The organism is Sphingobacterium bovisgrunnientis (genome assembly GCF_009829085.1).
Taxonomy (GTDB): Bacteria; Bacteroidota; Bacteroidia; order Sphingobacteriales; family Sphingobacteriaceae; genus Sphingobacterium; species Sphingobacterium bovisgrunnientis.
On the sequence record NZ_WUQY01000001.1, the window covers coordinates 257,462 to 272,284 of the forward strand.

Below are 14,823 nucleotides of genomic sequence, written 5' to 3' on the forward strand. Positions count from 1 at the left end.
TCCGATGAAAATCGGAGTTTTTTTTATGCTTATTTCGTTTTCTCGAGCGCTTGCAAGATATCACCTATGATATCTTCTTGATCTTCCAAACCAACAGATAAACGTATACTGCCAGGTCGGATACCCAAGTTAATTCGTTCTTCTTCCGAAAGTTTAGCGTGCGTTGTCGTAGCAGGATGTGTTGCAATAGTCCTTGAATCGCCTAAGTTGGAGGTATAGCGAATCATAGCTAGCTCATCAATAAAACGGAATGCGCGATCTTTTCCTCCTTTTACCTCGAAAGTCACAATACCGCCACCAGCTTTCATCTGTATCTTAGCTAATTCATATTGTGGATGGGATGGTAAGAACGGATATTTCACATCTTCTATTTCTGAATGCTGTTCCAAAGCTTGGGCTAAAGCCAAAGCATTCGAACAATGTCTATCCATACGTAGGCCTAAAGTTTCCAAGCTTTTGGATAATATCCATGCATTAAATGGAGACATCGATGGACCTGTATGACGAATGAAAAACATCAACTTATTAATCAATTCTTGTGAACCCACAATTATTCCGCCCAATACACGACCCTGCCCGTCCATGTATTTCGTAGCCGAATGAATGGATAAGTCAAATCCGTATTGCAAAGGCTTTTGCAAATATGGTGTTGCAAAGCAATTATCGATGGAGAAAATCACATTTGGATGTTTCTTTTTCAAGTCACCCAATTTTTCCAGGTCGTATAATTCCAATCCTGGATTCGAAGGTGATTCCAAGAAAACGATTTTTGTGTTTGGCTGAATAGCTTTTTCCCATTCTTCCAGATTTGCAGAATTAACATAAGTGAATGATACACCCCATTTTGGAAATTGCTGTGTCAGCAATTGATGTGTAGAACCGAAAATTGCACGACTCGACACTATGTGATCCCCTGATTCAATAAATGCAGCGAATGACGCAAATACTGCTGCCATACCTGATGAGAATGCCAATCCAGCTTCCGCATTTTCCAGTGTGCATACACGATTAATAAATTCAGTGGTATTGGGGTTAGCGTAGCGCGAATATACCATACCTTCTTCTTCTTCGGCAAAGATGGCTCTACCTTGCTCTGCACTTTCAAAAATGAAACTTGAAGTTAAATATAAGGGTACAGAATGCTCGCGAGTAGCCGAACGTGGCACTTGCTCACGTATTATTCTGGATTGATCTTTTTTCATAACAGCCGTAAAGTTAACTATTTGTTGTTTGAAAATCTATCAAAATAGTCGTGTTTTTTTAAGTTTTTTTATAAATTAATAAACTATTTTTTGATACTGTTAAATCGCTGTATTACTGGATTTTTAATGACTATTTAAATAATATTATCTTTATAGGCTTATAAACTTAATTTTTTAGGGTAATATAGTTTATTTCAGTGATAAATTAGTGTATCAATTATTTGCCATAGCATTGTATTTTAGTAAAGTATTAATATGTATAATTCGTTGAATTAAGCACTAACAATTTATAAGCCATGAAGACTCTTCCTTTTATTTTAGCAAATAGCTTGTTTGTTTTGCAATTAAGTGCACAGCAAGCACCAAGACCATATGGTGCATTACCATCAGAACGTCAACTCAAATGGCATGAAATGGAAACGTATTGCCTTATACATTTTACGCCGACAACATTTCAAGATAAGGAATGGGGGTTTGGTGATGCTGATCCTAAGATTTTTAATCCTTCAAATTTTGATGCCATTCAGATCGCTAAAGCCGCAGCATCAGCTGGGTTTAAGGGACTAATAAGTGTAGCCAAACACCATGATGGGTTTTGCTTATGGCCTACAAAAACTACCACATACAGTATCGCTAGCTCCCCGTGGAAAGATGGAAAAGGGGATATGGTCAAAGATTTCATGGAGGCCTCGCATAGCAATGGGATGGCATTCGGAACTTATCTTTCAGCCTGGGATCGAAATGATACACGTTATGGTACAGCAGCATATACCGATGCATACAGAGTGCAATTGACAGAATTAATGACCAACTATGGAGAGTTATTCACTTCATGGCACGATGGCGCAAACGGTGGTGATGGATATTATGGCGGTCGAAATGAAAAACGTACGATAAATTCGGCAACATATTACGAATGGGAAGAAAAAACTTGGCCTATCATTAGACGCTTGCAACCGATGGCATCCATTTTTTCAGATGTCGGCCCAGATATGCGTTGGGTAGGTAATGAACATGGATTTGCAGCAGAAACTTCTTGGGCTACCATTACCCCTAAAGGAAAAGATGGTCAAAAGCCTATGCCTGGTTCAAGTACAGACCCTTCTAATTTACCATCGGGTGACCGCAATGGTAAATATTGGATTCCAGCAGAATGTGATGTTCCTCAAAGACCAGGTTGGTTCTATCACAAAAACCAAGACAGCAAAGTAAAAACACCAAACCAGTTATTTGAAATTTATTTGAAATCTGTAGGACGCGGTGCAAATATGAATTTGGGATTGGCACCTATGCCAGAAGGAATTTTGCATCCCAATGATGTGAAATCATTAAAATATTTTGGAGAAAAACTTGATAAGACGTTTGCGACTAATTTAGCGACTGGTGCAAAAGCCACTTCGAAACAATTGCGTGGTAAAAGTGCTGAGTTTGCTTTAGCAAATATCTTTGATGACGATAGATACAGTTATTATGCGCCAAAGGATAATGTGTTAAACCCTGAAGTTGAAATAACATTGGATGGTGAAAAGGAATTTGATCTTATCCGTATCCGAGAAAATATAAAATTAGGTCAGCGTCTGGATTCAGTAGTTGTTGATACTTGGAAGAATGGTAAATGGGAAAAATTAGCTTCAGCAACGAGTATTGGTGCAAATAGACTGATTAAGTTGTCTGAGCCAGCCAAGGTAACCAAATTGAAAGTTAAACTTTATGCACCTGTTGCGCCAACATTAAGTGATTTTGCATTATTCAAAGAGTACGATGAAGATTTTAGTTATGATATAATCGATGCGGCAGATCAAAAAGAAAAATCAGAATTCAAAGTTATTTCTGATAATATAAAAACGGATGAAGTGCTTACTAATGTTTCTTCAGAAGGATTAATTTTTGAATTGCAAGGCCAAATTTCTTCATTGGGGTATATGCCACGACAAGATGGTAAAAAAGAAGGAATAGTCCAACGCTATGAAATTTACGAAAGTCAAGATGCGAAGAATTGGGTAAAAGTCAGAACAGGGGAATTCTCGAATGTTTTATCTAATCCTATAGAGCAAGTTGTTGGATTTGATAAACCAATTAGTTCGAAGTACCTTAAATTTGTGGCAACAAATATGTCTTCTGGATTTACGTATCGTAATTTTTCATTTTATAAGTAATAACTACCTATCTACCGATGAAAACGCTATTTGTTATTTTACTTTTATTAATGCAAGTTAAAGTCCACGCACAAGAATTGAAAATGTGGTACGATAAGCCTGCTAAGAGGTGGGAGGAAACCTTGCCATTAGGAAACGGCTGGATAGGTATGATGCCAAACGGAGGGATTCAAGAAGAAAATATTGTCTTGAATGAAATCTCTATGTGGTCTGGAAGTTACCAAGACGCCAATAATTATAACGCTTACAAACAAGTAAGCACCATTCAAGAGTTATTAATTCAAGGTAAAAATGACGAAGCAGAAAAATTGGTCAATGCCAATTATGTATGTGTAGGCGCAGGGTCAGGATACGGTAATGGGGCAAAAGTTCCTTATGGCTGCTTTCAAAATCTGGGGTACCTTAACATTAATTTTTTAAATGCGAACAAAGGTGCAGCGTACAAAAGAGAATTGGATTTGAGTACAGGTATCGCTATTGCACAGTACAGCATGAGCGATACAAGTTTTTCGCGTGAATATTTTGTTTCACAAAATAGAAATATTGGTGCGATGAAATTTTCGTCCAATAAGAAAAAAGCACTCAGTATTGCGCTTCATTTTTACCGTGATGAAAATGTAAAGTCACATGTGGTAAATGGAAATACGATCTTAGTTGAGGGCAATCTACCAAATGGATATGGTGGAGATGGATTGCTCTATGCAACGAAATTTTTAGTAGTCAATAAAGGTGGAAAAGTGACTAACCACGATAATCAAATCATTGTGCAAGATGCAGATGAAATTGTCGTTTATTATACCGCCTCAACAGATTATTACGAACATAATCCTACAAATGCAGTCAATACATTGTTAGCAAATAAATTGGATTACAATAAGCTGAAAAATGCACATATTCGCGCATACAAAGAAGTATTCGATCGTGTGAAATTATCAATCCCTGATGAAAATCCGAAGCATACCATTCCTACTGATAAAAGGTTAAGTAATTTCTATACAGATCCTGCACAAGATAATGGTTTAGCTGTATTATATTATCAATTTGGACGTTATTTGACGATTTCAAGTACAGCACGTAATTCAGACAAAGCACTACCTCCAAATTTGCAGGGCTTGTGGGCGCATGAGATTCAAACACCTTGGAATGGAGATTATCATCTTAATGTGAATGCACAAATGAATCATTGGGGAGTAGAAGTGAATAACCTCTCTGAATACCATAAGCCATTTATTCAGTTGATCAAACGCATAGCAGGAGAGGGGCATAAAACTGCAAAGGCGTATTATAATTCGCCAGGATGGGTTGTCTATATGATGACTAATATTTGGGGATATACTGCTCCAGGTGAACAAGCTTCTTGGGGCGCAAGCACAGCATCAGGATGGCTGTGTAACCATCTATGGGAACATTATTTGTTTACTGAAGATAAAGAATATTTAAAAGAAGTATTTCCTATTTTGAAAGGAGCTGCTCAATTTTATAAACATACTAATGTATTTGATCCAAAAACAAGACAGTTCGTTACTTCTCCATCTGTATCTCCTGAGAATGGATTTCGAATGCCAAATGGCAAGATTGCATCTGTAGTGATGGGGCCAACAATTGACAATCAAATTGTTCGTGAGTTGTATCAGAATGTGATTGCAGCGGATTCAATCTTGCAAATTAATGATTCTTTCACGCGAGTTCTGAGGACAGACTTGCAGCATATTCCTCCAGCAGTAGTGGTGAGTAAATCAGGTAGAGTGATGGAATGGATGGAAGATTATGAGGAAGTGGAACCTACACATCGTCATGTTTCGCATCTGTATGGATTATATCCAGCGCCATTTATTTCGCCTATTACGACGCCTGAATGGGCAGATGCAGCCAAGAAAACATTGGAAGTGCGCGGAGATGGTGGTACAGGTTGGTCCAGAGCGTGGAAAATATTGTTTTGGGCGAGATTGCACGATGGCGATCATGCCTTGGAAATTCTGCGTCAATTGCTAAAGCCTGCTATTAACGAGCAAGGCAAAGTTTCGGCTGGAACATACCCGAATTTATTTTGTGCTCATCCACCATTTCAGATTGATGGTAATTTTGGCGGATCAGCTGGTATAGCGGAGATGCTGGTACAAAGTCATGATGGATTTATACATCTTTTACCAGCCTTGCCTCAAGCATGGTCTGAAGGTAATGTAAAAGGACTTCGTGTACGTGGAAATAAGACTATAGACGTCGTTTGGAAGAATAATAAAGTCGTCGATTATAAAGTTTACGGTAAGAAAGGTGAATCAGTAAATGTTCGCGTAAACCAGAATATTGAAAATAAAATTCTATAAAATTAAATTTTGTTATTTTAAATTAATTATGTGGATTTAATGGTAGTAACTAACTATTTATCACATATTAATTTAAAATAACATTTTTATGAAAAGTCTATTTCACTTGACGTATAGACTTTCATTTTTTATCATCTTTATTTTAGCTATTTCATGTAAAAAGGATTCTTACGTTGATGAAGAAAATGAATTAGTCTTTCCAGTTAATTTTACATTCACAAATTTCAAAAGCTCCTCCAGCTATTTGAAAAGTGCGTCATCGAAGCAGAATTTGTACGCTTCATCACAAATTCCCGCAAATTATAGCGAAGGCTATATTTATTTTTGGAGTTTCAACAATGAAACGTTGACACCTGATATCAAGTATTCAAAATCAGCTAATCCTTCTATCACTTATAACGATGGTAAATCCATTAATTGGGGTGCAGGAATTGCTTTTGAAAATTATCCAGCTGGAAGAGCTTCAAATTTTGCAGCTCCTAAACAAATACTTATTAAACTCCCTATCAAGGATGTTCTTTCTATTAGTAGATTAGGATTTGATATGACTGGATCTGCCATGGGACCAAAGGATTTTGAAATGTACTATAGCTTTGATAAAGGTGATACCTATCACGAACTTTCTATGGTCAATCAATTTGGTAATCTCGCTACTAATGGAAAAAATTCTTTTACTTATAATTTGGAAGAATTAGAGCTATCGGGTGAGGAGCTTTGGATACGTATTAGTCCGAAAGCAGGAGATCGGACAGGTGGTGGTGCGTATAATGAATCTACGGGAACGTTGAGAATTGACAATTTACATCTGGTAGGTATAGCACCAACTTCTAATGAAGGTTTTGTTATTAATAAATTACATTATTTATTATTTCATAAAACTAATGGTACGATTTTCAGGGCTATACTGATGATATTAGCAATTTGAATGTTCAACTTCAATTGCCAGTGGGCGAATACGATATCTTCTTTGTGTTGAATAATTCCGATGAAGAATTGATTTTAGCACCAGATATAGCTAAGGCTTCTGATGTGTACATTTCAAATAATTTTTCTAACAAGGATGCTGAGATATATGGGTATTCTCGAGTGTTGGAGGTAACAGGCAACATGTCGATAAATATTGAGCTACAACGCATGTATAGTCAAGTTAAAGTGGAATTTACAGATATTGATTTATCTACAATGAAATCAATATCTGTAAACCAAGTTCACGAGCCATTTTTTTATAGCCCATTTACTACGGGTATGGCGAATCCAATTCTTGACCAAACAGAAATCAAAATTGATGAGGATTTTCAGGCAAATAAACAGATTGTTTTCAATCAGTTTATGGGAATCCTTTCAGAGAGTATTCCGGTAAAATATAGTATCACTGTCCAGGGTGAATCAGAGGTGATACGAAGTTTTGAAATCAATAGCGCCATGAAAAATAATATTCAATTGGTATTCAGAGGTGAATTATTAGAAGGCGCGACTAATAATGTTGCCTTTCAAATCACGAAAAACGAAACTTGGGATGGCGAAAATGAAGTTAGTTTTTAGTCTGTATAATTAAATTAACAAGAAAGGGAATAAACATCATTGTTTATTCCCTTTCTTGTTCTTGGTAATATTATATTAAAGATTTATTAACTTAGTGTTTTCTGTGTAAAGTTCTTTTAGTCAGTGTTTTATTTTTTAATATTGTTTTCTGCTGACAAAAAAAATACAGTATGCGTGTGTCATTAACATTATGTTAACATTAGATTAATGGTTTATTTATACGTACGCTGCAATTTTGTACCGATGAATAAAATCACAACATATTATATCACATTCGGGACTTTATTAGCAATCCTGATTTTTGCTGGCTGTACGGATAAGAGCCACTCTATCAAGATGAAAGGCTCCGATACGGAAGTAAACTTAGCTGTAAATTTGGCTGAGAAATTTACTGAAATCGATCCTGAATTTAGTATTGCTATCTCTGGTGGTGGGTCTGGCTTGGGTATAACATCCCTGTTAAACGGTCAGGCTGATATTGCTAATTCTTCTAGACCATTATCCGAGGAAGAAGTAGAACAATTCAAAAGTAAAAATATTGAGCTTAAAACGGTAGTGTTTGCAGAAGATGCAACTGCGGTAATTGTTCATAAAGATTTGCCATTAGAGGAAATTGATTTGGAGACTTTGGGAAAGGTGTTGGATGGAACAATTGAAGATTGGAATGAATTGTCTAAAGTAAACATGCCAATAAATATATACGGTAGACAAAGTAGTTCTGGAACGTATTCATTCATGAAAAAGAAACTGAAAATTGAATTTGCACCCAAAGCAAAGGAGATGACAGGTAATGCACAGATTATTGAAGGTGTGAAGGCTGATAAATCAGGTATTGGTTACGTGGGAGCAGGTTATTTGTCTCCTGATTCGGAAAACAAACAGGGCGTTAAAGTTTTAAAGATTAAAATGACAGCACAAGATACAGCGTATTCTCCTGTAGATCCATACGCTATCAATAATAATTTGTATTACTTCCAGCGTCCACTTTACCAATTCATTCTTGCATCATCATGGCACAAGGTAAAGCCTTTTATCGATTTCGAATTAGGTAAAATAGGCAAAGAAATCATCCGTGACCACGGATATTACATCAAAGAAAATTAAATATGAAATATCAAGCTCGTTTATCTTTAGATATCGTCTTTAAGTATATCTTCAAAATCACAGGTTTGCTTGTATTGGCAGCTTTGGGAGGGATTTTGGCCATATTGATTTATAATTCATTTTCCTTCTTCTTAGATGTTAAGCCTCTTGATTTTATCACTGGATTAGAATGGAATCCTACAGGTAAGTTGCCTCAATATGGTATGTTGCCATTAATTTTGAGTACAACATTGGTAACTTTTGGTGCTATGCTTATCGCTATTCCGTTAGGAATAGGTACTGCGGCATTTATATCGGAATACGCCAGTCCTAAATTGAAAACATTCTTAAAGCCAGCAATTGAGATGCTTGCTGCAATTCCTTCTGTAGTTATCGGTTTCTTAGGAATTGTTTTAGTAGGTCCAGGTATTGCGGATTTAGCGAATTTACCAAATGGTTTGAATGCCTTAAATGGTGCTATTTTATTAGCTGTAATGGCATTACCAACTATTATTACGGTTGCGGAAGACGCTATCCATGCTGTTCCAAAAACATATAAAGAAGCCAGCTACGGAGTAGGCGCCACCAAATGGCAGACGCTATGTCGTGTGACCATTCCTGCTGCTGCACCAGGTATTATTGCGGCAATCATGTTGGGTGTAGGCCGTGCAATTGGTGAAACAATGACGGTTTTGATGGCTACAGGAAACGCTTCATTATTGCCAGAAGGTATGTTTGATTCGGTAAAAACAATGACAGCAACTATCGCTATTGAGATGGGAGAAGTTCCGTATAAAACAACGCATTATTTTTCATTGTATGCTATTGCTACTGTATTGTTCTTTATGACGCTAGTTGCGAATTTGGTGGGCGAGTTTTTCATTAATAGATTTAGAAAGTATCATGCAGCGTAAAAGATTTCAGTTCACTTCCATCATTGAATGGGGAACATTATTAATAACCACAGGATTAGTCTGTTTCTTTTTGGTGCTTATCCTTTGGGAGATTATTTCTCAAGGAGCAGGATCTCTTTCATGGTCTTTCATCAGTGAAGTTCCTCGAGAAGGAATGACAAAGGGAGGAATTTTAACCCCAATATTAGGTACGGTTTTATTGACCTTGTTGACGGCTTTATTCTCCATTCCTTTTGGTGTTTGTTGTGCTATATACTTGAATGAATATGCTGAGGATAATTGGTTGACCAAAACAATTCGTGCCGCTATCCGTAATCTATCTGGAGTACCTTCGATTATCTATGGTTTATTCGGATTAGCTTTGTTTGTACAGGCATTACAGTTAGGTACTTCGATGTTGTCCGCTGGTCTTACATTGGGATTATTGTCATTACCGTACATCATTACGACGACGGAAGAAGCATTGATGCGTATTCCTGCAAGTACACGTGAGGCTGCATTAGCGGTTGGTGCGACAAAATTAGAAACAATAAAAGATGTTGTATTGCCATCGGCAATGCCAGGGATTTTAACAGGGGTTGTTTTGACATTATCTCGAGCAGCAGGGGAGACAGCGCCGATATTATTTACAGGAGCAGCATTTTATATTAATGGTATAGGTGGGACAGTGGATAATGAGTTTATGGCGTTGCCATACCATTTATACATGCTTTCTACACAGCATCAATCTATCGAAGAAGTAAGACCAATTGCATATGGTACTGCTTTAGTATTAATAATCGTTGTCTTCTTATTGAATTTGACAGCATTTTATATTCGTTATAAATACAGAAAAAATGAAAACTAAGTTATCAGCTGAGAATTTACATATTAGCTTCGGCGCAAAAGAAGTACTTAAAAACATCAATGTTTCATTTAATGAGCATGAAATTACGGCATTGATTGGCCCTTCTGGCTGTGGTAAAAGTACGCTATTACGTAGTTTTAACAGAATGCATGATTTGTCTCCTGATGCAAAAATTACAGGGACATTAAAGCTAGAGAACCAAGAGTTGTATGATCGTTCTATTCCGGTTACAGAAATAAGGAAACGTATTGGTATGGTATTTCAAAAGGCGAATCCATTTCCAAAAAGCATTTATGAAAATATTGCTTACGGTTTGAAAATAAATAATCTACCACACGGAAAAGATGTAATCGAAAAAGCTTTACGTGAAGCTTTCTTATGGGAAGAAGTGAAAAATGATTTGAAAATGCCAGCTACACGTCTTTCAGGTGGTCAGCAGCAACGCCTTTGCATCGCTAGAGCGGTGGCATTGCGTCCAGAAGTGATCTTAATGGATGAGCCATGTTCGGCATTGGATCCGGTGAGCACACTTAAAATTGAAGATTTAATAACACACTTGAAAGAAAAATATACGATTGTAATTGTGACGCACAATATGCAACAAGCACAGCGCATAGCCGATAAAACGGTGTTTTTATATTTGGGTGAGGTGAAAGAAGAGGGAAATACCTACGATATATTCAACAATCCTAAAGAAGAAATGACCTCAAATTACATCAAAGGTAATTTCGGATAGCAGACAAAAGCGCCACAACTTTAAATTGTGGCGCTTTTGTTTGCTAGTCATTAATAGTTAACTCACCTCGAATATCTTTTTCTATCCAATAAGCTACAGCATCTTGATCAGCTAATTCGCCTTGCAAGTACATAAGTTTGGTCACAGCAGCTTCGAAAGTCATGTCGTATCCATTGAGTACGCCAATTGCCTTAAGGCCTTGGCTAGTTTCATATCGACCAAGTTCAACTGATCCTACGCTACATTGGGAAATGTTCAGAATGTTTTTTCCTGATTTGATTGCATCACTTAATAAATCCAGAAACCATTTTTCGGTTGTTGTATTTCCCGAACCAAATGTCTCCATCACGATGGAGCGCACGTCAGCATCCAAAATAGATTTTATAGTAGTGGCACTGATTCCAGGGAAAAGTTTGAGTACTGCTACTTTGTTATCGACTTGATTATGACAAATAAACTCTTTGTCCGAATTATTCATCAACGCTTCAAAATTGTATTTTAAATGTATGCCAGCTTCTACTAAAACTGGGTAGTTTGGAGATCGGAAAGCTTCAAATTTTGCAGAGTTGTATTTGAAAGATCGGTTGCCACGGAATAATTTATTGTCGAAAAGAATGCACACTTCTTGCACAATAGATTTTCCATTGTGTTTGGCACTGGCAATTTCGAGTGCCGTCATCATATTCTCGCGGGCATCGGTACGTATTTCACCAATAGGTAATTGTGAGCCAGAGAAAATCACAGGTTTTTGAAGACCTTCTAACAAAAAGCTTAAAATCGATGCCGAAAATGCCATAGTATCCGAACCATGTAGAATTACAAATCCGTCGTAATTGTCGTAATTGTCTTTGATGATTTGTGCCATTTCAATCCAAATTTCTGGTGTCATATTCGACGAGTCGATAATAGGATTGAATGAATGAACCGTTAATTGATAATCCAATCTGCTCAAATCTGGGAGGTTGTTTTTGATTAATTCAAAATCAAAAGGCACAAAAGTACCTGATTCATCTTGAACCATACCGATTGTGCCGCCTGTGTATATGATGAATATTTTCATTGCTAAATACCAAAAATGTCTTTAGAATTTTGTGTTGTTATTCTGGCTACTTCGTCTATGCTTATTTCTTGTATATCTGCTACTTTTTGCGCAACATGGATTAAATAAGAACTCTCATTTTCTTTACCTCTAAATGGAGAAGGAGCTAAATAAGGTGAATCGGTTTCTAAAACGATATGTTGTAAATCAATGTCTTTAACGACAAGATCTAAACCTGCTTTTTTAAACGTCACGACACCGCCAATTCCTAACTTAAAACCAAGATTTATAGCCCGCTGCGCTTGTTCTAGTGTTCCTGTAAAGCAGTGAAAAATTCCAAATAATTTGTCATCATTCATGTCTTCCAATACCTCAAAAATCTCATCAAATGCTTCGCGACAATGGATGTCAATTGGTAAACCTAATGATTTAGCCCAATTTATCTGCGTTCGAAAAGCATCTTGTTGCCAGGTCAATGTACTTTTATCCCAATACAAATCAATACCAATTTCTCCAATAGCGTAAATCTTTTGATTTTCGATAGCTTTTTCTATTGTTGAAAGTTCCTCTTTGTAATTTTCTTTTACACTACAAGGGTGTAAGCCAAGCATAGGAAAACACATATTCGGGTATGTTTCTACAGTTTGGATAACTTTCAAAATAGATTCTGTATCTACATTTGGAAGAAATAATCGCTGAATATTATTTCCTATACATCTATCGATTTGCTCCTGCATTTTATCTGTTCCGATATGATAATAGGCGTGAGTATGTGTATCTGTAAGAATTTGATTTGGTATTGTCATGGCTAAATAAAGCTGTAAAAGTAATAAATTGTTAAAATAGAATTTGTTTTAAAAAGAAAAAACACGATTTTGATAACAAAACCGTGTTTTTATTTTGATAATGATAATATATCACATGGTATATTATATATAATTTTTCTAGTTAACAGGAGCTGGAGCTGTTGTTACAGCAGAATCCGCTTTAGGAGCAGTACCTTTGATTACATCAACTAATTCAACTTCAAAAACAAGAGGAGCAAATGGAGGGATGCCACCTTGAGGTGCACCGTTAGATCCATAAGCTAATTTTGAAGGAATAATCAATGTCGCTTTACCACCTTTGTTTAATAATTGAAGACCTTCAGTCCAAGCAGGGATAACAGGATCTACACCTAAAGCAAATTTAATAGGCTCAAATGTACGCATTGGATTAACAGGAAGTTTTGCTTTATCTGCTTCTTCTTTAATAGAAGTATCAAATACTTTACCATGTGTTAATTTACCTACATAATTTACTTTTACTGTGTCACCGATAGCTGGTTTTGCACCTTTTCCTTCTTCAGTGATTACATATTGTAAATCAGAAGCTGTTTTCTTAGGTTCTAATTTGTTGTCTTTAACGTAACTTTCAAGTTTACCAGCTTCCGCTTTTTCTAAATTAGCGATTAATTCTTTGTAATATTTGTCTAATTCTACGTGTGCGATTGAATCAGGCAATTCAGCTTTTTTGAAATGCTTTCTAACTTTAATAGTAAACGTTAAGAATTTGTCACCAATAGGAAGTTTTGGTTGACCTGATTTAGCCGCCATTGTATCTAAGTTAAGACGGAATACTGCACTATCACCTTCACCTAAATATTTGAACATTGATGAATAACTGCCTTTGTAGTTACCAGGGATTGTGTCCGATACAATGTTTACATATTGAGGTAAACCTAAGTCATATGTACTTTGAATTAAAGAGTCATTTCTATCCGATTTAACGATCATATCCACAAATAAGTGGTCGCCATCTGCAGCTTTAACAGCAGCTTCGTCTTTTACGATTTTATACTCAAGACCGCCGTCTCCTTTTTTAAAATTTTGGCATGAAGTAGCGAACAAACCTACTGCAGCAGCTAATACAAAAATTGATTTTTTCATTTTATTGATTAATACTTATTTACTTTATTAATAATTCTGAATATTCAGGTAATATTGATTTAAATTTGTTTACAACGGACGATAAGTCTTCAGAAGAGCTACCCCCAGAAGCATTTAAATGTCCACCCCCATTGAAATATTTTTTACATATCTCATTACAAGGGATTTCACCAATCGAACGCAAAGATAGTTTAATTAATTCGGTTCTGTCAACTATTAATGCAGCTAGTCGAATTCCTTTTATAGATAGAGCATAATTCACTAAACCTTCTGTGTCTCCAGTAGTTACATCAAATTGCGCTAGATCTTCTTTCGAAATAGCAAAAAGAGCAGTATTGTATTCTGGAATGACTTCTAAACAGTTTAATAAACAGTAGCCCAAAAACTTCAATCTACGTTCTGTAGCACTGTTGTAAATTTGCTCATGAATTTCCCAATTTCTTGCTCCAGCGTCAATCAAACTCGCAATAATATGATGAACTGCTGCGGTCGTCGATCGGAAACGGAATGATCCTGTGTCGGTCATGATACCTGCATATAGACAAGTTGCTATATCTGCATCTACTTGCGCAGCTGATTGGCATACTTCGGCTATGAATGTATAAATTAATTGTGCTGTTGCGGCAGCATTAGAATCCCAATATGTCAATTGCGCGAAATCTTCTGGGTCCAAATGGTGATCAATCATCCATTTCTGTCCTTTCGCATTTGAGATAATAGACTCTAAAATATTGGTGCGAGACAAAGCACTGTAATCAAGACAGAATATGATCTCTGCATTATCAATTAATTCTTTAGCAAGCTCTGGTTTCTCTGGATAAATAATTACATCCTGACGACCTGGCATCCAATCCAAAAATGATGGGAAATCCGAAGAAAGTACCACCGAAACATCGTGATTGTTCTTTTTCAACCAATGATAAAGGCCCAATGAAGAACCTAATGCATCACCATCAGGTTTGTGGTGCGTCGTAATTGTAATTCGGCTAGGTTTGGTCAGTAAATGTAAATTCTCTTCTCCTTGTAACATATCTTTATTAAGAATACAAACG

General features: G+C 36.4%; 13 protein-coding genes. 8 read left to right on the forward strand and 5 right to left on the reverse strand.

What is annotated here, in order from left to right; all coding sequences use genetic code 11:
* Positions 1-29 precede the first annotated feature (29 nt).
* Positions 30-1,202, reverse strand: a complete 1,173-nt coding sequence (locus GOQ16_RS00980; protein ID WP_160067013.1) for a trans-sulfuration enzyme family protein — start codon at positions 1,200-1,202, stop codon at positions 30-32.
* Between the two features lie 296 nt (positions 1,203-1,498).
* Here GOQ16_RS00980 and GOQ16_RS00985 point away from each other — a divergent pair, with 296 nt between their 5' ends.
* The 8 genes from GOQ16_RS00985 to pstB all read left to right on the forward strand — a co-directional run bounded on the left by GOQ16_RS00985 (position 1,499) and on the right by pstB (position 10,804).
* Entirely contained in the window at positions 1,499-3,358 is a 1,860-nt protein-coding gene (locus tag GOQ16_RS00985; protein WP_160067015.1) for an alpha-L-fucosidase, read from the forward strand.
* 17 nt (positions 3,359-3,375) lie between these two features.
* Positions 3,376-5,682 (forward strand): glycoside hydrolase family 95 protein, encoded by a 2,307-nt coding sequence (locus GOQ16_RS00990; protein ID WP_160067017.1) that lies wholly within the window; start codon positions 3,376-3,378, stop codon positions 5,680-5,682.
* Between the two features lie 88 nt (positions 5,683-5,770).
* Complete coding sequence (locus GOQ16_RS00995; RefSeq protein ID WP_160067019.1) at positions 5,771-6,607, forward strand: hypothetical protein; 837 nt, start codon at positions 5,771-5,773, stop codon at positions 6,605-6,607.
* Positions 6,604-7,224, forward strand: a complete 621-nt coding sequence (locus tag GOQ16_RS01000; protein ID WP_160067021.1) for a hypothetical protein — start codon at positions 6,604-6,606, stop codon at positions 7,222-7,224. The genes GOQ16_RS00995 and GOQ16_RS01000 overlap by 4 nt, the downstream gene beginning before the upstream one ends.
* A gap of 207 nt (positions 7,225-7,431) precedes the next feature.
* Complete coding sequence (locus GOQ16_RS01005) at positions 7,432-8,328, forward strand: substrate-binding domain-containing protein (RefSeq protein ID WP_240140939.1); 897 nt, start codon at positions 7,432-7,434, stop codon at positions 8,326-8,328.
* 2 nt (positions 8,329-8,330) lie between these two features.
* Positions 8,331-9,221: a phosphate ABC transporter permease subunit PstC gene (gene pstC / locus GOQ16_RS01010; RefSeq protein ID WP_160067023.1), complete on the forward strand. Its 891-nt coding sequence runs from the start codon at positions 8,331-8,333 to the stop codon at positions 9,219-9,221.
* Positions 9,211-10,068: a phosphate ABC transporter permease PstA gene (pstA, locus tag GOQ16_RS01015; RefSeq protein WP_149913968.1), complete on the forward strand. Its 858-nt coding sequence runs from the start codon at positions 9,211-9,213 to the stop codon at positions 10,066-10,068. The genes pstC and pstA overlap by 11 nt, the downstream gene beginning before the upstream one ends.
* Positions 10,058-10,804, forward strand: a complete 747-nt coding sequence (gene pstB, locus GOQ16_RS01020) for a phosphate ABC transporter ATP-binding protein PstB (protein ID WP_160067025.1) — start codon at positions 10,058-10,060, stop codon at positions 10,802-10,804. The genes pstA and pstB overlap by 11 nt, the downstream gene beginning before the upstream one ends.
* Before the next feature lie 43 nt (positions 10,805-10,847).
* On the opposite strand, the gene GOQ16_RS01025 is transcribed toward pstB, so the two are convergent.
* The 4 genes from GOQ16_RS01025 to GOQ16_RS01040 all read right to left on the reverse strand — a co-directional run bounded on the left by GOQ16_RS01025 (position 10,848) and on the right by GOQ16_RS01040 (position 14,801).
* On the reverse strand, positions 10,848-11,864 hold the full coding sequence (locus tag GOQ16_RS01025; protein WP_160067027.1) for an asparaginase: 1,017 nt from the start codon (positions 11,862-11,864) through the stop codon (positions 10,848-10,850).
* Positions 11,865-11,866: 2 nt separating this feature from the next.
* On the reverse strand, positions 11,867-12,649 hold the full coding sequence (locus tag GOQ16_RS01030) for a TatD family hydrolase (RefSeq protein ID WP_160067029.1): 783 nt from the start codon (positions 12,647-12,649) through the stop codon (positions 11,867-11,869).
* A 138-nt stretch (positions 12,650-12,787) separates the two neighbouring features.
* Complete coding sequence (locus GOQ16_RS01035) at positions 12,788-13,771, reverse strand: FKBP-type peptidyl-prolyl cis-trans isomerase (RefSeq protein WP_160067031.1); 984 nt, start codon at positions 13,769-13,771, stop codon at positions 12,788-12,790.
* Positions 13,772-13,790: 19 nt separating this feature from the next.
* Entirely contained in the window at positions 13,791-14,801 is a 1,011-nt protein-coding gene (locus tag GOQ16_RS01040) for a DHH family phosphoesterase (RefSeq protein WP_160067033.1), read from the reverse strand.
* Positions 14,802-14,823: the final 22 nt, after the last annotated feature.

What these genes read in the sequence shown, in the direction of transcription:
- GOQ16_RS01040 (WP_160067033.1), bottom strand. Translation starts at nt 14,801, where the DNA reads ATGTTACAAGGAGAAGAGAATTTACATTTACTGACCAAACCTAGCCGA.
- GOQ16_RS01035 (WP_160067031.1), bottom strand. Translation starts at nt 13,771, where the DNA reads ATGAAAAAATCAATTTTTGTATTAGCTGCTGCAGTAGGTTTGTTCGCT.
- pstB (WP_160067025.1), top strand. Translation starts at nt 10,058, where the DNA reads ATGAAAACTAAGTTATCAGCTGAGAATTTACATATTAGCTTCGGCGCA.
- GOQ16_RS00980 (WP_160067013.1), bottom strand. Translation starts at nt 1,202, where the DNA reads ATGAAAAAAGATCAATCCAGAATAATACGTGAGCAAGTGCCACGTTCG.
- GOQ16_RS01025 (WP_160067027.1), bottom strand. Translation starts at nt 11,864, where the DNA reads ATGAAAATATTCATCATATACACAGGCGGCACAATCGGTATGGTTCAA.
- pstC (WP_160067023.1), top strand. Translation starts at nt 8,331, where the DNA reads ATGAAATATCAAGCTCGTTTATCTTTAGATATCGTCTTTAAGTATATC.
- GOQ16_RS00985 (WP_160067015.1), top strand. Translation starts at nt 1,499, where the DNA reads ATGAAGACTCTTCCTTTTATTTTAGCAAATAGCTTGTTTGTTTTGCAA.
- GOQ16_RS00995 (WP_160067019.1), top strand. Translation starts at nt 5,771, where the DNA reads ATGAAAAGTCTATTTCACTTGACGTATAGACTTTCATTTTTTATCATC.
- GOQ16_RS01030 (WP_160067029.1), bottom strand. Translation starts at nt 12,649, where the DNA reads ATGACAATACCAAATCAAATTCTTACAGATACACATACTCACGCCTAT.
- GOQ16_RS00990 (WP_160067017.1), top strand. Translation starts at nt 3,376, where the DNA reads ATGAAAACGCTATTTGTTATTTTACTTTTATTAATGCAAGTTAAAGTC.
- pstA (WP_149913968.1), top strand. Translation starts at nt 9,211, where the DNA reads ATGCAGCGTAAAAGATTTCAGTTCACTTCCATCATTGAATGGGGAACA.
- GOQ16_RS01005 (WP_240140939.1), top strand. Translation starts at nt 7,432, where the DNA reads ATGGTTTATTTATACGTACGCTGCAATTTTGTACCGATGAATAAAATC.